The organism is Mesorhizobium sp. M1A.F.Ca.ET.072.01.1.1, assembly GCF_004023325.1.
GTDB lineage: Bacteria > Pseudomonadota > Alphaproteobacteria > Rhizobiales > Rhizobiaceae > Mesorhizobium.
The window spans coordinates 1-17,869 of the sequence record NZ_RZSF01000116.1 but is presented as its reverse complement, the minus strand read 5'-3'; the positions used below and the strand labels follow the sequence as shown (position 1 = coordinate 17,869).

The window sequence follows — 17,869 nt, the reverse complement described above, 5'->3', positions numbered from 1 at the left end:
GCATGAAATTCCTCGGCAAGACGCCGCTGACGGCGGCCGTCAAGCAGGCCGCCGAAGCGCTGAAATACACCGAGGACAAGGCCACGGTCGTTCTCATCACCGACGGTCTTGAGACCTGCGGTGGCGATCCGTGCGCGCTCGGCAAGGAGCTGAAGGAGACCGGCGTCGACTTCACCGCCGACGTGGTCGGCTTCGGCCTGACCGCCGACGAAGGCAGGCAGATCGCCTGCCTCGCCGAGAACACCGGCGGAAAATACATCCAGGCCTCCGACGAGAAGGCATTGCAGCAAGCGCTGGTCGAGACCGTCGCGGCGCCGGCGCCGGCGCCTGCGCCAGAGCCTGCTCCGGCCCCGGCGCCGGCGCCTGCACCCGAACCCGCCAAGCCTGAATTCAACTTCACGCCGGCTGTCGTCATGGCTGAAGGCGGCGATGCCATCACCGACGGCAATGCCTGGGAGATCTACAAGGCCAAGTCCGACGGCTCGCGCGGCGATCAGGTCATGACCGAGTATGGCGAGCTCAAGATCAATCTCGAGCCGGGCGATTACATTGTCGTCGGTCGCGCCGACGAGGCAAGGAGCGAGCAGAAGATCAAGATCGAAGCCGGCCAGACCTACAGCCCGTTGTTCACGCTGAACGCCGGAACCTTGGTTATCCACCCGCATGCGAGCCAGGGCTCGGAGATCAGCGGCGAGGCGCGTGTCGACTTCGCCTATCCGGGCGGCAGCACGACCCACTATGGCGACGCGAAGGCCACCGTGCCCGCCGGCGAGCAGAAGGTGACGGTGCAGATCGGCGCCGGCACGGTGACCGAAACCATCCAGCTTGCCGCCGGACAGACGGTCGAGAAGGATATCGTGGTCGGCGTCGGCCATGCCGTGCTCAACGCCTACTACACCGCCGGCGGCGACAAAGCCGACAATTCCGGCATCGGCTTCGAGATCGTCAAGGCTAAGAAGAAGATCGACGGTTCGCGTGAAAGCGTGGAGCACTCCTACGGTCCGGACAGCAAGTTCTGGCTGCCGCCGGACGACTATGTCGCGCTAACCACGCTCGATCTCGCCGTTGTCGAACAGCCCTTCAGCATCAACGCCGGCGACAACCAGGATGTGAAGGTGGCTCTCGGCGCCGGCGTGCTGGCAATGTCGGCGCCGGGCGCCTATTCGATCGAGGTGTTCTCGTCAAAGAAGGATATTGAGGGCAAGCGCAAGTCGCTCGGCCTGACCTATGGCGACAGCTGGCAACAGACGATCCCCGCCGGCGACTATGTCGTCGTGCGGCACATGTCCGATCAGGGCCAGGACAAGGAAATGCCGGTGACGATCAAGGCCGGTGAGCGGAGCGAGATCACCGTTCAGTAGGCATCGCCGTCCGCAAACGAACGAAAAAGGGTAACCGCTGTTTTGCCCCAACGTTGTCCGCTGACGCCTGATCTGTGATCAAGGTTCCATGGATGAGCGAGAAGCAGTTTCACCAGGACACGACATTGGAGGTTCTCACGACACGGCGGGGCCGACGTGAGGCGCATCGCCAATGGCCGGATGAGGTCAAGGCACAGATCGTTTCGGAGGGCTTGCGTCCGGGCGTGACCGTGAACGAAGTAGCGGAGCGCCACGGGCTGGAGGCCAACCATCTGTCGTCCTGGCGAACGCTGGCCCGGCAGGGCAACCTAGTTTGCCTGCGCCAGAGGAGATCTGCGAACTCAATGCTGTTGATCCGCAGGTCTACTTGACCACCACGCTTGCCGCCGTCGTCAACGGCCACAAGCGGAGGCGGATCGATGAGCTGCTGCCTTGGAACGATCCGCTTGAGTAACGCGTGCACAAAAATAGCAGTCTGGCCGAAGCGGACAAACCCTCGTTAGAGCATCATAGCTTGACCAGTTGCTTGCCGAAGTTCTCTCCCTTCAACATCCGAACGAAAGCGTGGGGCACCGTCTCGATCCCTTCCGCAACATCTTCCCGTGTCTGAAGCAGTCCCTGTTTGTACCATGACAGCAGATCGGCAATCGCGGTCTCGTATTCTCCTTCGTGGTCGTCGAGCAAGAACCCTTCTATCCGCGCACGGGTGATTAGTGTCCTTCTGAGATGCCTGACACCGATATCTGGTTGGTCAAACCGGTTGGCCAAGGCAATAGTGCCGACAACCACCACTCTGCCAAAGATGTTGAGGTTTAACATGGCTGCATCGTGAATCGGCCCGGCGGTGTTGTCGATAAAGACATCGACGCCGCTAGGGCATGCGGTGGCGACATCTGCCACGAGATCAGCGGAGCGTCGATGATTGACGCCAGTCCGATATCCAAGCTCCCTGCACCATTCCAGCTTCTCATCCGAGCCCGCAACAGCGACTGGGTCGAACCCTTTGATCCGCGCGATCTGTCCTGCAATCTGCCCCACAGCTCCTGAAGCGGCAGAGATCAACACCGTTTCCCCCACCTTCGGAGTTGCGGTTTTGAGGAGGGCAAGGTAGGCGGTGAGACCGGGCATGCCGAGATAGCTCAGCGCGGACTGGATCGGAGCGTCGGTTGTCGTCACGGGCTTGGCTGACGCGGCCGGGATCACGCTGAACGGCTGCCAACCAAAATGGTCGCTCATCACGAGGTCGCCTGGCTTGAAGTCTGGAGACTCAGACGTAATTACCTCGCCAATTCCGCCGCCACACATTAGATCGCCAATTCTAAAACCAGCAGCATAATTCTTCGCGGGGCTGATCCGACCGCGCATATAGGGATCGACGGAGAGCCACAGAGTTTTCACCAGCAGCTCACCATCCGCAGCCTCGGGAATTGAACGCTCCTCCAGGCTCCAGTTCTCGACGGAGGGCATTGCGGAAGGGTAGCTGCGAAGTATCCAGCTAGGATTTTTGGACATGTCCATCTCCTCAATTTGAGCGTTCGCCCCATTGATGCATGATTTCGGCTTCCGTGTTAAAGAGCGCACGGTGAGAGACATTATTTTGAATTTCGGAAGAATGGCGGATGGATATGATCGAGGCCATGAAGGTGGCCGTGGCAGTCGCCAGGCATAACAGCTTCTCTTCTGCGAGCCGGGATTTGCGCCTTTCCGCTGCCTCGGTAAGCCGCATTGTGGCGGACTTGGAGACCGATCTCGGCGTACGTCTCTTTAACCGCACCACCAGGCAGATCAATCTGACGGATGCCGGGATGGAGTTCGTGCAAAAGAGCACCGGCCTCCTGGAGGAGCTTGATCAGATGCGGAGCGCAGTACGCGAACGCCACGAAACTCCTCGCGGCCAACTCCACGTCTCCTGCGTAACGGCCTTTGGTAATGAGTGCCTGGCACCAGTGGTTCCTGAGTTCGTGCGACGGTTCCCGCAGCTCGATGTCTCAATCGACCTTGGCAATCGTTTGGTTGATCTTATTGGCGAGCACTTCGATGTCGCCATCCGGGTAGGACCGTTGAACGATTCATCCCTGATTGCGCAGAGGATTTTCACGCAGAGGATCGTGTTCGTCGCGACACCCCAGTTTTGCCAGCAATATGGGACACCCAGGACCTTGGACGAGATCAGGGCTCGCCCATCCGTTACTCAGGTCAGCGGGGAATGGGGGCGCGTTCATAAGTTTTCGCATCAAGGAAAGGTCATTGACTTCGAAGTGCCGCAGCAACTGACAATGAACTCAGCGCGAGCGGTGAGAAACGCCTGCCTAGCGGGAGGGGGGTACTCCCTCTTGGGCGATTTCATGGTCGCCCAGGATATAGCGGAGAACCGCCTCGTGCGGCTGCTGCCGGATCATGAACCCATGGAGCAACCGATCTTCGCCTTCTACGCTCAGCGACGTCACACCCCACGTAAAGTCAGGGTGTTTATTGACTATTTGGCGGAGGTCTTCAGTGGCAAGAATACCTCGTGAGACCTCTTGTCTAGGTGCCGATGGCACACCGCTTACGACAAAGGGCGGCTCCGAGCGGCGGCTCCGAGCCGCTCTTTTTTTAGCAGATTGACGTTAGGCATTTGCGAAGGCGGCGGCGCCGTGGTCGGCGCGGCCAACCAGTTGGCGAAAGCCGGCGAACAGCTCGCGGCCGAAGCCGAACTCGTTGCCGATCAGGTCGGCATCCGCCGTGCGGCGCAGCGCGAACTCCGTTCCCGGCACCAGCACCTCCAGCGTGCCTGCATCGGCGTCGAGGCGAATGATGTCGCCGTCATGGATCCTGGCGATCGGCCCGTCCTCGACCGCTTCCGGCGTCACATGGATCGCCGCCGGCACCTTGCCGGAAGCACCCGACATGCGCCCGTCGGTCACCAGCGCGACGCGTTGGCCGCGATCCTGCAGCACGCCGAGCACGGTGGTCAGCTTGTGCAGTTCCGGCATGCCGTTGGCCTTCGGCCCCTGGAAGCGGATCACGGCGACGAAGTCGCCGGTCAGCGTGCCCGACTTGAAAGCTTCGTTCAGCCCCTGCTGGCTGTCGAACACCTTGGCCGGCGCCTCGATGACGCGCCGTTCGGGCTTGACCGCAGAGGTCTTGATCACGGCATGGCCGAGGTTGCCGGCAAGCACCTTCAGTCCGCCGGTCGGCTGGAACGCCTTCTTGAACGGCGCCAGCACCTTCTCATCGCCGCTCTCGAGCGGCGCTGCTTCACGCACGACGCTGCCGTCGGCGCCGAGCTTTGCCTCGACAGCATAGGGCCGCAGGCCTTCGCCCCAGACCGTCTGCACGTCCTCGTGCAGCAAGCCTTCGTCGAGCAACTCGCGGATCAGGAAGCCGAGCCCGCCGGCGGCGTGGAAATGGTTCACGTCGGCGAGTCCGTTCGGGTAGACGCGGGCGAGCAGCGGCACGGCCTCCGACAGGTCGGAGATGTCCTGCCAGGTAAGCGAAATTCCGGCTGCCGCGGCCATGGCGATGAGGTGGATGGTGTGGTTGGTCGAGCCGCCGGTCGCGTGCAGGCCGACCACGCCGTTGACGATCGAGCGCTCGTCGATCATGCGCCCGACCGGCGTATAGGCATTGCCGAGCGTGGTGATCGCCAGCGCGCGCTTCGCCGCCTCCCTGGTCAGCGCGTCGCGCAGCGGCGTACCCGGGTTGACGAAGGAGGCGCCGGGCGTGTGCAGGCCCATGATCTCCATCAGCATCTGGTTGGAATTGGCGGTGCCGTAGAAGGTGCAGGTGCCCGGCCCGTGATAGGATTTGGACTCCGCCTCGAGCAGCTCGGCGCGGCCCGCCTTGCCCTCGGCATAGAGCTGCCGGACCTTGGCCTTCTCGTCGTTCGGCAGGCCCGACGTCATCGGCCCGGCGGGGATGAAGACAGCCGGCAGGTGCCCGAAGGTGAGCGCCGCGATCACCAGCCCTGGCACGATCTTGTCGCAGACGCCGAGGAAGACGGCGGCGTCGAACATGTTGTGCGAAAGGCCGATCGCCGCTGCCATGGCGATCACGTCGCGCGAGAACAGCGACAGTTCCATGCCTGGCTGGCCTTGCGTCACGCCGTCGCACATCGCCGGCACGCCGCCGGCGACCTGGGCGATGCCGCCTGCTTCGCGTGCCGCGTCCTTGATAAGCGCCGGGAAGGTCTCGAACGGCTGATGCGCCGACAGCATGTCGTTGTAGGAGGTGATGATGCCGAGGTTGGGCACGCGATCGCCGCCGAGTGCCACCTTCTCCGATGGGCTGCAGACGGCAAAGCCGTGGGCGAGGTTGCCGCAGGAGAGCACCGCGCGGTTGGCGGCGCGTCCCGACGCCTCCGCGATGCGGCCGAGATAGGCTTCGCGGTCGGCTTTCGAACGTTGGCGGATGCGTTCCGTGATGGCTTCGATGTCGCGTCTGGCTGTCATGGCTGGTCCTTTCGGGCCCCGGAAACGTCCTCCCACAGCCTCCGGGGCTGTTCCTTTGGTGAAATCAGGGTGCCCAGAACACCTCTACCGGTATCGGCGCCGCCTCGAGCACGTTGCGGACGGGCTTTTTCATGCCCGCTCCCATCGCGCCGTCGAAGGCGATGCGCTTATCCTCTCCCTCGATGTGGAGCGCGATGAAACCGGCGGCAACGATCCGCGCCATCGACAGTGTCAGCCGCGGCTCGCCGGCGCTTTGCGCATGCACGGCCAGCACGATGCGCGGTGAGGATGGGTCGATGAGCTCGGCGAGATTGCCGGCATCGGGAAAGAAGGAGGCCGTGTGTCCGTCGGCACCCATGCCAAGCACCACCACATCCAGCGGCCAGGGCAATGATTGCAGGGCCTCGCTATCTGACGCCGCTGCGTCCTCGATGCTCGCCGCCTCATGGTAGAGCGGCACGAAGCGCGCTGCCGCTGCCTTGTTCTGGAGCAGGTTGGCCGCTACCAGCCCGGCATTCGAGCGCGGCGAGGAGGGCGGCACGAAACGTTCGTCGACCAGCGTCACGGTGACCTTGTCCCAGGCGATCGGGATTAAAGAGAGCGCGGCGAAGAATTTTGCCGGCGTCGTGCCGCCGGATACGGCGAGCAATGCGGTGCCGCGGTCGGTGATCGCCTTGGTCAGGCGGGCGGCGACGTGGCCGGCAAGGGCCGCCGCCAGCTGCTGGCGGTCGGCAAAGCCGTTCCAGGCGTAAGCGGCCCCGCTCAATTGCTCTCGTGCCATGTCCGTCCGTCACGTTCGATGAGCGCGATGGAGGCCGACGGACCCCAGGTGCCGGCCGTATAGCCCTGCGCTTCCTGCCTAGCGCTTTCCCAGGCGTTCTGGATCGGATCGATCCACTTCCAGGCCGCCTCGACCTCGTCGCGACGCATGAACAGCGTCTGGTTGCCGCGCACCACATCCATGATCAGCCGCTCATAAGCGTCCGGCGCGCGGCTGTGGAAGGATTGCGCGAAGCTCATGTCGAGCGAGATCTGGCGTAGCCGCATCCCGCCCGGCCCCGGATCCTTGATCATGATGTACTGCTTGACGCCTTCGTCCGGCTGCAGCCTGATCACCAGCTGGTTGGCGAAGATCGGCCCGGCGCTATCGCCGAAGATGGAATAGGGGATCGGCTTGAATTCGATGACGATTTCCGAAACGCGGGTCGCCAGCCGCTTGCCGGTCCTGAGATAGAAAGGCACGCCGGCCCAGCGCCAGTTGCCGATCTCGGCTTTGAGGGCGACGAAGGTCTCGGTGTTGCTGTCCTTGCCGAGCTCCTCGACATAGCCCTTGACCGGCCCGCCGGCGGAGGCGCCGGCGCGATACTGGCCGCGCACCGTGTGCTTCGGCGCCTCGTTGCCGTTGATGCGCTTCAGCGCCCGCAGCACCTTCAGCTTCTCGTCGCGCACGGCGTCCGCGTCCATCGAGGACGGTGTTTCCATGGCAACCAGGCAAAGCAGCTGCAGGATGTGGTTCTGCACCATGTCGCGTAGCGCGCCGGCTTTGTCGTAGTAGGTGACGCGGTCCTCGAGACCCACCGTCTCGGCCACGGTGATCTGCACATGATCGATATGGGCGGAGTTCCACAGCGGCTCATAAAGCGCGTTGGCAAAGCGCAGCGCCATCAGGTTCTGCACCGTTTCCTTGCCGAGATAGTGATCGATGCGGAAGATCTGGCTTTCGTGGAAATCGTCACCCACGGCGTCGTTGAGCGTCCGCGCCGAGGCGAGGTCACGGCCGATCGGCTTCTCCAGCACGATGCGCGAGTTCGGGGTGATCAGCTTGTGTTCCTTGAGCTGATGCGAGATGTCGCCGAACAGCGCCGGCGCCACCGCGAGGTAGAAGGCGCGGATGCGGTCGCTGTCGCCGATCGCCTTCTTGAGCTTGTCGAAGCCGACGCCCGAGGTGGCGTCCGCCGAGACATAGGAAAGCCGAGCAAGAAATGTGTCCAGTTCCTTCGGCTCGATGTCGGCCGGATTCACATGGTCCGATATCGCTTTCTTGGCGAAGCTCTGGAACTCGGCATCGCTCATCTTCGCGCGCGACGTGCCGATGATGCGCGTCGGCTCCGAAAATTGGTGGCCGCGCTGGCGGTGGTAGAGCGAGGGCAGAAGCTTGCGCTCCGACAGGTCGCCGGTCCCGCCGAAAATGATGAAGTCGAAAGGTTCGACAGGGATGATCTGGCTGGTCATGGTCAGTCCGGTTTGATGCCGCTAGCCGGTAGCGGGGCTGATATATTCTAATCGATTTAAATCGTCCAGTGTCATGGTGTCGCATCTAGGACCAATCGCTGGACAATCGATTGGGCCCATATGTGGCCTTGACACTGGGCGCCACCGGGAGGCTTGTCGGCAAGCAACAGCTTTCCGGAAGCGTTCGCGCCTGCAACATAGAACCTGAATGTGACGAAAGCTAAGGGAGAATGGCGACCGCCGGCCCTTCAATGATGGGGAAAACCATGCGTCTGCAAAACAAGGTTGCCATCATCACCGGCGCGGCGTCAGGCTTCGGCGAGGGCATGGCGAAGCGCTTCGCCGAGGAAGGCGCGCGCGTCGTGGTTGCCGACCTCAATGCCAAGGGCGCAGCGCGCGTGGCGAAGGAAATCGGCGACAACGCGATCTGGACCCAGACCGACGTCTCGCAACGCTCCGAATTCGACGAGATGGTTTATGCCGCCAAAAGCGCCTTCGGCCGCGTCGACATCATGGTCAATAATGCCGGCTACACCCATCGCAACGGCGACATGCTCGGCGTCGACGAGCAAACCTTCGACCTGATCACCGCTGTCAACATGAAGGCGATCTATCATGCCGCGCTTGCCGTGGTGCCGATCATGGAACGGCAGGGCGGCGGCGTCATACTGACCACGGCTTCGACAGCCGGCATCAGGCCGCGGCCGGGCCTCACCTGGTACAACGCCTCCAAGGGATGGGCGATCACCGCCACCAAGTCGATGGCGGTCGAACTCGCCCCGAAGAACATTCGCGTCAATTGCCTCTGCCCGGTCGCCGGCGAGACCGGCATGCTGGAAAAGTTCATGGGCGCCGACACGCCGGAGATCCGTGAAAGATTCCGCGCCTCTATCCCGCTTGGCCGGCTGTCGACGCCGCTCGACATCGCCAACGCGGCGCTCTGGCTGGCTTCGGACGAGGCGGCCTTCATTACCGGCGTGGCGCTGGAGGTCGACGGCGGGCGCTGCATCTGAACCGACGTCGCGGCGGCTGCAGGCCGCCAACGGCGTCCAGATCAGGCGCCGGTCTTTACGAAACTCTTGTAGATCCAGCCGCGTTTGCCGTTATAGACGATCTCGCACCATTTTTTGCAGCTCATCACCTGCACAGCTGACTTGGCAGGCACAGTGACGATCGCGGCGGCGCCGTTCTTCGGGCCGGAACGCATGGTAACAGCCCTCAGGACGCGTCCATTGGTGCCAGTGCCGGCGTTTTCGGGCTTCGGCTCGTCCTGGGCCGCATCGTCGGGTGCCGTCGGCTGGGCCTCGGCAACCAGGGGCTTCGCGTCCGGGATGGCGGCGGTCTGGGCCGCATCCATTTTGTCGTCAGGCTTTTTTGCGTCTGCCGCTTGGGCAGCCGCCGGCGCAGGCGCCGCGACCTCAGCCAGGGCGGCCGAAGCATCGTTTCCGGACGCGGATTCGGCGAAGGCGGCAACGGCCGGTTTGTCGTTCTGCGTCGCCGGCTTCTCTGCGGCCTGAGCGGATGAGGCCGGCGGAGCATCCGCCGCGGGCGCAGGCTCACCAACCGTGCCGTTCCAGCGGGGATTGTTGGAAGCCAGTGCCGGGATGGCGGCTTCCCAGGATCCAGTCATGGGCGAAACCGCATCGGCCTTGCGCGCGGCTTGCGGCGCGGCGGCGACACTGACAGCGCTCGATACGGCCGGAGCGATTTTCTTCGTCTTGACCGCGATCGCGGGGACGGTCTGCTCCGTTTTCGCGATCGCCTGCCGCTCATTGGCCGGCAAGGCCAGCCAAAGCGCCACCGCCGCCACGCCAAGCAGCGCCGCGGTGCCGACGGCCGCGATCACCAGATGCGCGTTCGACTGCAGGCCCTGCCAGAACGAGGGCCGCATGTCATAGCCGAACCGCACGGCAAAGTGCCGTCGTTCCGGCGCACCGAAACTGAAGGGCTCGTTCACCTAAACCACCTCCAACAACCGGGCCGACGTTCTTTCGATCTTGCCGCAAACCGTTCGCGGCTGATTGGCATCGGTCCCGAAATTTCCAGCGGGCAGGCCCGCGCAAATCCCCGTCTTATCGCCCAGAACCGGCATCTTTTACCGCCGATTATGGCATCAGTGCGCCTTTTTGCGAAATTTTGCGCGTTTGTTAAGGATTCCGCAACGTGCCGTTAGGGAAGCGGACTTGTCGAATTAACAGCTTCTGCACATGTTCCGGTTTCAGATCCTGCGGCGCAGTGCGAACCAGTTGAGCGCCAGAAACAGCAGCGGTGCGCGTAAACAACAGCTGTCCGGGAAGGCGGGAATCTTCAGATACTCGATCAGCTTCAGCGGTCGCGATTGCCCGCGACCGTCTCGGCGTAGAGCTTGCCGAAGAAGTTGGACAGCATGACGCCGTGGCCGGAATACCCGCCCATCGAGGCATGCGGAAACGCAGGTAAATCGTGAATGGTGAATAGTGAATGCTTTGCTAGAGCGCTCTGGCTGCGTTCACCCATCCAGTATGAAACTACTCACCATTCACTATTCACCCATTCACTCGAAGTGGCCGCTCACACATTCAGCAACAGATACTCCCGCTCCCAAGGGCTGATCACTTCCATGAATGTCTCGAACTCGGCTCGCTTGATGGCCGCATACGTGGCTGCGAAGGATTTGCCGACGATGGCGCCAAGCTCCTCGTCGGCTTCGAAGAGGTCCACGGCCTCGAGCAAGCTGCGCGGCAGGTCGATCTCGTCCTCGTTGGCGGTCGTCAGCACCGGCGGCTCGGCCTGGACCTTGTTGTTCATGCCGATCAACCCGCAGGCAAGCGAGGCGGCAAGCGCCAGATAGGGATTGGCGTCCGAGGACGGAATCCGATTTTCGACGCGCCGCGCCGCTGGATCGGAACGCGGCACGCGGAAAGCCGTCGTGCGGTTGTCGTAACCCCACTTGTTGTTGACCGGCGCCGACGCTGCCTGCGTGAGCCGCCGATAGGAATTGACGTAAGGCGCAAGCATCACCAGCGCGTTCGGCACGTGTTTCTGCATGCCGCCGATGAAATGGAAGAACGCATCCGTCTCGGCGCCGTCCTCGGCCGAGAAGATGTTTTTGCCGGTCTTCTTGTCGACCACCGACTGGTGGATATGCATGGCCGAGCCAGGTTGCCCCTGGATCGGCTTGGCCATGAAGGTGGCGTAGATTTCGTGCTTCAGCGCCGCCTCGCGGATCGTGCGCTTGAACATGAAGACCTGGTCGGCAAGCTCGATCGGATTGCCGTGACGCAGGTTGATCTCGAGCTGGCCGGCGCCCTCCTCGTGGATCAGCGTATCGATCTCCAGGCCTTGCCGCTCCGAGAAATGGTAGATGTCGTCTATCAGTTCGTCGAACTCGTTGACGCCCGCGATCGAATAGCCGGCGCCGCCGCCGATCGGCCGCCCTGAGCGCCCGACGGGCGGCGTCAGCGGGTAGTCCGGATCGGGGTTCTTGCGTACCAGATAGAATTCGATCTCGGGCGCCACCACCGGCTTCAGCCCACGGTCGTCATAGGCGGCCAGCACGCGCTTCAGAACGTTGCGCGGCGTGAATTCGACGGAGCGGCCATCCTGGTGGACGAGGTCGCAGATCACCGCGGCGGTCGGATCTTCCTCCCAGGGCACGACGGTCAGTGTCGAGAGATCGGGCAAGAGCTTCAGGTCGCCGTCGTCCTCCGGATAGTGGAAGCCATTGCCGTCTTCCGGATAGCCCCCGGATATCGTCGTCATGAACACGGCTGAAGGCAACGCCAGCGATGTGTTGGAGGTGAATTTCTTCGACGGCATCATCTTGCCGCGGGCGACGCCGGCCTGGTCCGGCGTGATGCACTCGATGTCCTCGATGCCCCGCCATTCCAGCCAGGCGCTGGCTTCCTTCCAATTCTTCACACCCCGTTCGTTTTTCAAGAAGGCAGGCGTGCGGGCGCGTCCCCCCCGGCTCGACGGACGGACTTCCTTTTTTTCAGGCGGCATCATTCACCAGATTGTGTTGCGGATTTCAAAGTATAGACGGGCGCCGTAGCGGAAGGAAAGGGGAGGCGCCCGCGTCGCCACAGGCAAGCCGAGACGCAGCCCAAAGGAACCGGCGCGCCTGTCTTCTTGCTGGCGGCGCAGCGCCACAGGGTCTAATGAGCCTGTAAGCAAAGGGTCGCACATGTCCGCTCCACGTTTGACCACCATCGGCTTCGATGCCGACGACACGCTGTGGCAGAACGAGCAGTTCTTCCGCCTGACCGAGAAGCGTTTTGCCGCCTTGCTGGCCGAGCACGGCGACCATGAGCACATCGCGGCACGGCTGCTCGAAGCGGAAAGGCGCAACCTCGCCCTCTATGGCTTCGGCATTAAGGGCTTTACGCTGTCGATGATCGAGACGGCCGTCGCGATCACAAACGGCGAGGTGCCCGGTTCGGTCATCGGCGAAATCCTGGCTGCCGGCCGCGAGATGCTCAGCCATCCGATCGAGCCGCTGCCGCATGCCCGCGAGACGGTCGAAAAGCTGGCGGGCTCCTACCATCTGGTGCTGATCACCAAGGGCGACCTCTTCGATCAAGAGCGCAAGCTCGCGCAGTCGGGAATGGGTGATCTCTTCGATGCCGTCGAGATCGTCAGCGACAAGAGCGCAGCCACCTATGCCCGCATCTTCAGCCGCCATGGCGACGGTCCGCAGAACAGCATGATGGTTGGTAACTCGCTCAAGTCCGACGTTGTTCCCGCCATCGAGGCCGGTGGCTGGGGCATCCATGTGCCGCACGAATTGACCTGGGCGATCGAACACGCCGAGGCGCCTGTCGCGGCGCCGCGTTTTCGCGAGATCGCAGATCTCGGCGAGTTGCCGGCACTGGTCGAGGCAATAGCAAAGCCCGGCTGAGCGTCGCCTCTGCCTAGCCGCGGCCGACCAGGCGATCGATTACTGGTTGCAGCCTTTCGGGCGTGATCGGCTTGGCGACCACGGCGTCGACCACGCTCGACAGGCCGAGGCTGTCCGGCGTGCCATTCCTGGTTGAAAGCAGGATCACGGCGGGCCGCGCCTTGCCGGAAGCGCGCCGCAGCGCGTCGATGCCGGACAGCAACCTGTCGCAATCCCTGTCGTCGGGTCCGCCGTCGAGTATGATTGCGCCGGGAACCAGGCCGGCCAAAGCTTTTTCGGCCGCCTCCGGTGGCTCCGAAATCGGCTTCAGCCCGGACTTTTCCACGATTTTCGATACGACGACCCGGTTGATCGACGATTTGCCAACCACCAGCACCTTGGAGAAATCCGCCGGCAACCGGCCCGCCGCGCCGCGGTCCGTCGGTTTCATTGGTTTTTCAGAGTCGTCACGATTGGCGGGACACATGTCTGGCGGAGCTCTGGCTCAATGCAGGGTTGAAACCTTAAGCGCGCAATTGGCGCGAGATCGCCAGCGGTGTCAAGCAAAAATAGTGGAAAATGATAATATAGCAAGAATTGCTAAAATCCGGCGCAAGTTCTCCCCGGCGCTCCGGCCGCAATCTGAAAAAACGAAAGTCTCCCGGCACGTATAGCGCACGGGAGACACTCGCGAGTGACTGTTGACGCTACGTCAGCCCTGGTTCTGATGGGTGACGATCACTGGAATCAAAAGATCACCCCAGTTGCCGTCTCCGCCATGGTGCCTGGCCGAGCGCACCAGCTCGACGGACACACCTGCTTCGACCGCCTTCATCACAGACTGGTTGAGCCTGTGCAGGTCGTTGGCAAGCATGCGGATCGTCGCCTGCTGATCGACGCTCATCGCGCTCGACTGTTCTTCGGCCCGTTCCTTGACCCGGCTTATCGATGCCATTGCTGTTCTCCTCGACGTAAGTGCCCTTCGGGCGTTTCCTCTGGTGTTGTCATTACTCGGCTGCCGGCCTGAACTGGGCGTGCTCGGTCGACTCATGCATGGCGGTGGTCGAAGACTGGCCGCCGGAGATCGCCATCGAAACGGCATCGAAATAGCCGGTGCCGACTTCGCGCTGATGCTTGGTCGCGGTATAGCCATGGACCTCCGCCGCGAATTCCGCCTCCTGCAGTTCCGAATAGGCCGCCATCTGGCGCTCCTTGTAGCCGCGGGCCAGTTCGAACATGCCGAAGTTCAGCTGGTGGAACCCGGCCAGTGTGATGAACTGGAATTTGTAGCCCATGGCGCCGAGTTCCTTCTGGAATTTCGCGATGGTCGCGTCGTCCAGGTTCTTCTTCCAATTGAACGACGGCGAGCAATTATAGGCGAGCAGCTTGCCGGGGTGGTGCTTGTGCACCCCTTCAGCGAACTTCCTTGCCTGCTGAAGATCCGGCTTCGAGGTTTCGCACCAGATCAGGTCCGCATGCGGCGCGTAGGCGACGGCGCGCGCGATGCAGGGCTCGATGCCGTTCCTGACGTGATAGAAGCCCTCGACCGTGCGGCCGGCGTCATACTCGACGAAAGGCCGGTCGCGCTCGTCGATGTCGGAGGTGAGCAGCTTGGCGGCTTCCGCGTCGGTGCGCGCCACCACCAGCGTCGGCGTGCCCATCACGTCCGCTGCAAGCCGGGCCGCATTGAGGTTGCGGATATGCGCTGCGGTCGGGATCAGCACCTTGCCGCCGAGATGGCCGCACTTCTTCTCCGACGCCAACTGGTCCTCATAGTGGACGCCAGCGGCACCGGCCTCGATGAAAGCCTTCATGATCTCGAACGCGTTGAGCGGCCCGCCAAAGCCGGCTTCGGCGTCGGCGACGATGGGCGCGAACCAGGTCTCGACCGAAAGACCCTTGCCTTCGGATGTCTCGATCTGGTCGGCGCGCTGCAGCGTGCGGTTGATGCGCTCGACCAGCTCCGGCGCCGCATTCGCCGGATAGAGCGACTGGTCCGGATACATGGCCGACGCGGTGTTGGCGTCGGCCGCGACCTGCCAGCCCGACAGATAGATCGCCTTCAAGCCCGCCCTGACCTGCTGCATGGCCTGGTTGCCCGACATGGCGCCGAGCGCATTGACGAAATCTTCCTCGTGGATCAGCTTCCACAGCCTGCTCGCGCCCATCTCCGCAAGCGTATGGCGAATTTGGACCGAGCCGCGCAGCCGCTTCACGTCCTCCGCCGAGTAGGGCCGTTCGATGCCGTCGAAACGGCCTTCCGGCGCGGACGGGACGAGGTTGTAAAAATCAGTCATCGATTGCTCCAGGTCAGTCTTGCTTGTTTAGATGGCCCGTTTGAGGGACGTATCTGTGCGCCGTTCACGTGTTACATTGTTTACATTGCGCCGCAAAAGTCGCCAGAAAAACCGGAGCTTGCCCGCTAAAATACGGGAAAACTGGTGTTGCGTTTGACAGGTCGGGGCTGTAAATCTGTCATGATTGTAAAAAGCTGGATGAGCCCGCGACGGCGCGCCGTTATGTAAAACTCTTGTCAAGGTAGCCGATTGGCCGAGCAGAAGATTTTCGCCGGGCCGCGCATCCGCCGGCTTCGCAACGCCAAGGGCCTGACCCAGACGGCGATGGCCGAAGGCCTGGGCATCTCGCCGTCCTACCTCAATCTCATCGAGCGCAACCAGCGGCCGCTGACGGTGCAGCTGATCCTCAAGCTGGCGTCGGTCTACAAGATCGACCCGCACGAATTGCAGGGCGAGACCAAAGGATCGATCGCGGCGCTGAAGGAAGTGTTCGGCGATCCGCTGCTGGCCGGCGAACTGCCGGGCGACCAGGAACTGATCGACCTCGCCGAGATCGCGCCGAACGCTTCCGCCGCGATGGTGAAATTGTTTCGCGCCTATCGCGAGCAGGCCGATCGGCTGTCGGATCTCAATGAACTCCTGGCGCGGGAGGGCAGGGCGACCGCATTGTCCGGCACGCGCCTGCCTGTCGACGAAGTGCACGAGACTTTCGAGCGCAGGCCGAACCATTTCGCCGCGCTGGAGGAGGAAGCCGAGGCCTTCATTTCGCTGCTCGATCCAGGCGACGACCTGTTCGGCACGCTGAAGGCGTGGCTAAGGCGCGAGCACGGCATCGTGGTCAAGGTGCTGCCGGTGGCCACCATGCCGAACTGGCGCAGGCGCTACGATCGCCATTCGCAACGCCTGTTCCTGTCGGAGCGGCTCTCCCCCTTCGATCAGCTGCGCGAGGTCGCCATGGAGGCGAGCCTGATGCGCATGACGGTGGCGGTGGCGGGCGAGATCCAGACGTTGAAGCTCGGCTCCGACGAAGCGCGCCGCTTAGCCCGTTTCGAGCTCGGCCGCTATGCGGCGCACGCGCTGATGATGCCCTATCACGCCTTTCATGCAGCGGCCGTCCGGGCCCGCTACGACATCGACGTCTTGCGTTCGCGCTTCGGCGTCTCCTTCGAGCAGGCGGCAAACCGCCTGACCATGCTGCAGCGGCCGAGCGCCTCCGGCGTACCGTTCTTCATGCTGGAGGTCGACAATGCCGGCAACCGCTTCCGCAAGGCGGGCAGCCTTGGCTATCCGCAAAGCCGCTTCGGCGGCGCCTGTCCGAAGCTTCCTGTCCATGCAGCCTTTTCGCAGCCGGGCCGGATTCTGGTCGAGGCTGTGGAAATGCCGGACGGCGCGGAGTTCCTCTGCATCGCCCGCACGCTCGAAGGGCCGCAAGGCGCCTTCTCCGAGCGGCCGCGGCGCACGGCGCTTCTGCTGGGCTGCGACATCGGGTTTCGCGACGAGATCGTCTACAGCGCGGCGCTGCCCGGACCGTCCGCCGCCAAGGTCGCGCAGAGCACGGCATATGCAACGCCGGTCGGCCCGGCCTGCAGGCTCTGCGAACGCGTCGGCTGCCTGGCGCGCGCCGAGCCGCCGGTGACCCGGCCGCTAGGCCTCGACGAGATGGTGACGGGTCTCAGCGCCTTCGATTTCCAGGGGTAGCACCCCCGCCAGCCGCAGCGGTTCGGCGGCCCGCAAGCCGGCTTTGTCCTACATTTCAGCGGATGCTGGATCACGCCTGGCTCCAGCATTTGCGCTACGCGAATGGGATATGGTGTGGTCGTCCGTGGTGGATCGTGCCGCCGGCAAATCGCTGACAGTCTCGCCTATGACCGATACCGCGTCGTCTCGCGTTGCCTTGGCCGCCGTCTCGCCGCGCGAGGAGCGGATCGGCATGCTGCTGGTCTTCCTGTCGGCGCTGATGTGGAGTTTTGGCGGCACCATAGCTCGCTTCATCCATGTCGGCGACAGCTGGACCGTGGTGTTCTGGCGCTCGATCTGGGCGGTGGGCTTCCTCGTCGCCTTCATGCTCTGGCGCGACGGCTGGCGCGGCACCTGGAGATTGTTCCGCGACATGGGCCTGCCTGGGCTGGGCGTCGCTCTCTGCTTCGCCACCGCCTCCACGAGCTTCATCGTCGCGCTCGCCTACACGACGGTCGCCAACATCTTGTTGATGCAGGCCGGTGTCCCGCTTCTGGCGGCCATGCTCGCCTGGGTGCTGTTTCGCGAACGCGTGACCCCAGGAACCTGGGTCGCCATTGCCGCCGTCATCACCGGCGTGGCCGTCATGGTCTCGGAATCGCTTGGCGGCGCCGTCTCGCCGATCGGCGATGGCCTGGCGCTGCTGATCGCGGTGATGTTGTCGCTCGCGACCGTGATCACCCGGCGCTTTGCCCATGTGCGCATGGTGCCGGCCACTTGCCTCGGCGCATTGCTCGCCGGTGCTTTTGCTGCCTCGCAAGCCACGGAATTCACCGTCTCCGGGCGCGACATGGGCTTTCTCTTCGCCTTCGGCGTCATCAATCTCGGCGTCGGTCTTGCTTTTTTCGCCATGGGCGCCCGCCTGGTGCCCGCGGCCGTCGCGGCGCTGCTCGGCACTTTCGAGCCGATCCTCGGTCCGATCTGGGTGTGGCTCGTCCATTCCTAGGTGCC

The 17,869-nt window shown here is 63.2% G+C and carries 16 protein-coding genes and 2 pseudogenes; 8 read left to right on the top strand and 10 right to left on the bottom strand.

Annotated features, from left to right (window positions below):
- From EOA32_RS17540 to EOA32_RS17530, 3 genes and pseudogenes are all read left to right on the top strand, one after another.
- The coding region (locus EOA32_RS17540; RefSeq protein ID WP_189407198.1) for a hypothetical protein at positions 1–1,361 on the top strand (1,361 nt) is incomplete at its 5' end.
- Positions 1,362–1,453: 92 nt separating this feature from the next.
- Entirely contained in the window at positions 1,454–1,732 is a 279-nt protein-coding gene (locus EOA32_RS17535) for a transposase (RefSeq protein WP_128372411.1), read from the top strand.
- Positions 1,672–1,815, top strand: a pseudogene (locus EOA32_RS17530) (transposase domain-containing protein); the annotation flags it as partial. The gene EOA32_RS17535 and the pseudogene EOA32_RS17530, both read left to right, overlap by 61 nt.
- A 53-nt stretch (positions 1,816–1,868) precedes the next feature.
- On the opposite strand, the gene EOA32_RS17525 reads toward EOA32_RS17530, so the two are convergent.
- A complete protein-coding gene (locus EOA32_RS17525) occupies positions 1,869–2,873 on the bottom strand; it encodes an NADP-dependent oxidoreductase (protein ID WP_067327996.1) in 1,005 nt (334 codons plus the stop codon).
- Positions 2,874–2,980: 107 nt separating this feature from the next.
- Here EOA32_RS17525 and EOA32_RS17520 point away from each other — a divergent pair, with 107 nt between their 5' ends.
- Entirely contained in the window at positions 2,981–3,877 is an 897-nt protein-coding gene (locus tag EOA32_RS17520; protein WP_095826913.1) for a LysR family transcriptional regulator, read from the top strand.
- A 93-nt stretch (positions 3,878–3,970) separates the two neighbouring features.
- On the opposite strand, the gene edd is transcribed toward EOA32_RS17520, so the two are convergent.
- The 3 genes from edd to zwf all read right to left on the bottom strand — a co-directional run bounded on the left by edd (position 3,971) and on the right by zwf (position 8,026).
- The gene (edd, locus tag EOA32_RS17515; protein WP_095781927.1) at positions 3,971–5,794 is read right to left on the bottom strand and encodes a phosphogluconate dehydratase; all 1,824 of its coding nucleotides are present in this window, start codon (positions 5,792–5,794) and stop codon (positions 3,971–3,973) included.
- A gap of 64 nt (positions 5,795–5,858) precedes the next feature.
- Complete coding sequence (pgl, locus tag EOA32_RS17510; RefSeq protein ID WP_095832242.1) at positions 5,859–6,575, bottom strand: 6-phosphogluconolactonase; 717 nt, start codon at positions 6,573–6,575, stop codon at positions 5,859–5,861.
- The gene (gene zwf, locus EOA32_RS17505; RefSeq protein WP_066989313.1) at positions 6,557–8,026 is read right to left on the bottom strand and encodes a glucose-6-phosphate dehydrogenase; all 1,470 of its coding nucleotides are present in this window, start codon (positions 8,024–8,026) and stop codon (positions 6,557–6,559) included. Before zwf ends, pgl begins: the two co-directional genes overlap by 19 nt.
- Positions 8,027–8,292: 266 nt before the next feature.
- On the opposite strand from zwf, the gene EOA32_RS17500 reads away from it, so the two are divergent.
- Positions 8,293–9,039, top strand: a complete 747-nt coding sequence (locus tag EOA32_RS17500) for an SDR family oxidoreductase (RefSeq protein WP_128372410.1) — start codon at positions 8,293–8,295, stop codon at positions 9,037–9,039.
- A gap of 41 nt (positions 9,040–9,080) precedes the next feature.
- Here EOA32_RS17500 and EOA32_RS17495 read toward each other — a convergent pair whose 3' ends face one another.
- From EOA32_RS17495 to EOA32_RS17485, 3 genes and pseudogenes are all read right to left on the bottom strand, one after another.
- The gene (locus EOA32_RS17495) at positions 9,081–9,983 is read right to left on the bottom strand and encodes an SH3 domain-containing protein (protein ID WP_128372409.1); all 903 of its coding nucleotides are present in this window, start codon (positions 9,981–9,983) and stop codon (positions 9,081–9,083) included.
- A gap of 261 nt (positions 9,984–10,244) precedes the next feature.
- Positions 10,245–10,444 (bottom strand): annotated as a pseudogene (locus EOA32_RS17490) (FAD-dependent oxidoreductase); the annotation flags it as partial.
- Between the two features lie 132 nt (positions 10,445–10,576).
- Complete coding sequence (locus EOA32_RS17485) at positions 10,577–12,010, bottom strand: glutamine synthetase family protein (RefSeq protein ID WP_066989433.1); 1,434 nt, start codon at positions 12,008–12,010, stop codon at positions 10,577–10,579.
- 181 nt (positions 12,011–12,191) lie between these two features.
- Here EOA32_RS17485 and EOA32_RS17480 point away from each other — a divergent pair, with 181 nt between their 5' ends.
- The gene (locus EOA32_RS17480) at positions 12,192–12,905 is read left to right on the top strand and encodes an HAD family hydrolase (RefSeq protein WP_095781924.1); all 714 of its coding nucleotides are present in this window, start codon (positions 12,192–12,194) and stop codon (positions 12,903–12,905) included.
- A 13-nt stretch (positions 12,906–12,918) separates the two neighbouring features.
- Here the strand turns inward: EOA32_RS17480 and EOA32_RS17475 are convergent, their stop codons facing one another.
- The 3 genes from EOA32_RS17475 to aceA all read right to left on the bottom strand — a co-directional run bounded on the left by EOA32_RS17475 (position 12,919) and on the right by aceA (position 15,181).
- Positions 12,919–13,335 (bottom strand): response regulator, encoded by a 417-nt coding sequence (locus EOA32_RS17475; RefSeq protein ID WP_170950362.1) that lies wholly within the window; start codon positions 13,333–13,335, stop codon positions 12,919–12,921.
- Positions 13,336–13,596: 261 nt separating this feature from the next.
- The gene (locus tag EOA32_RS17470; RefSeq protein WP_066989302.1) at positions 13,597–13,839 is read right to left on the bottom strand and encodes a hypothetical protein; all 243 of its coding nucleotides are present in this window, start codon (positions 13,837–13,839) and stop codon (positions 13,597–13,599) included.
- Positions 13,840–13,891: 52 nt separating this feature from the next.
- Positions 13,892–15,181, bottom strand: a complete 1,290-nt coding sequence (gene aceA, locus EOA32_RS17465; RefSeq protein WP_128372408.1) for an isocitrate lyase — start codon at positions 15,179–15,181, stop codon at positions 13,892–13,894.
- A 249-nt stretch (positions 15,182–15,430) separates the two neighbouring features.
- Between aceA and EOA32_RS17460 the strand changes: the two genes are divergently transcribed.
- The gene (locus EOA32_RS17460; RefSeq protein ID WP_128372407.1) at positions 15,431–16,879 is read left to right on the top strand and encodes an XRE family transcriptional regulator; all 1,449 of its coding nucleotides are present in this window, start codon (positions 15,431–15,433) and stop codon (positions 16,877–16,879) included.
- A 166-nt stretch (positions 16,880–17,045) separates the two neighbouring features.
- A complete protein-coding gene (locus EOA32_RS17455) occupies positions 17,046–17,864 on the top strand; it encodes a DMT family transporter (RefSeq protein WP_128372413.1) in 819 nt (272 codons plus the stop codon).
- The last annotated feature ends 5 nt before the right edge of the window (positions 17,865–17,869 follow it).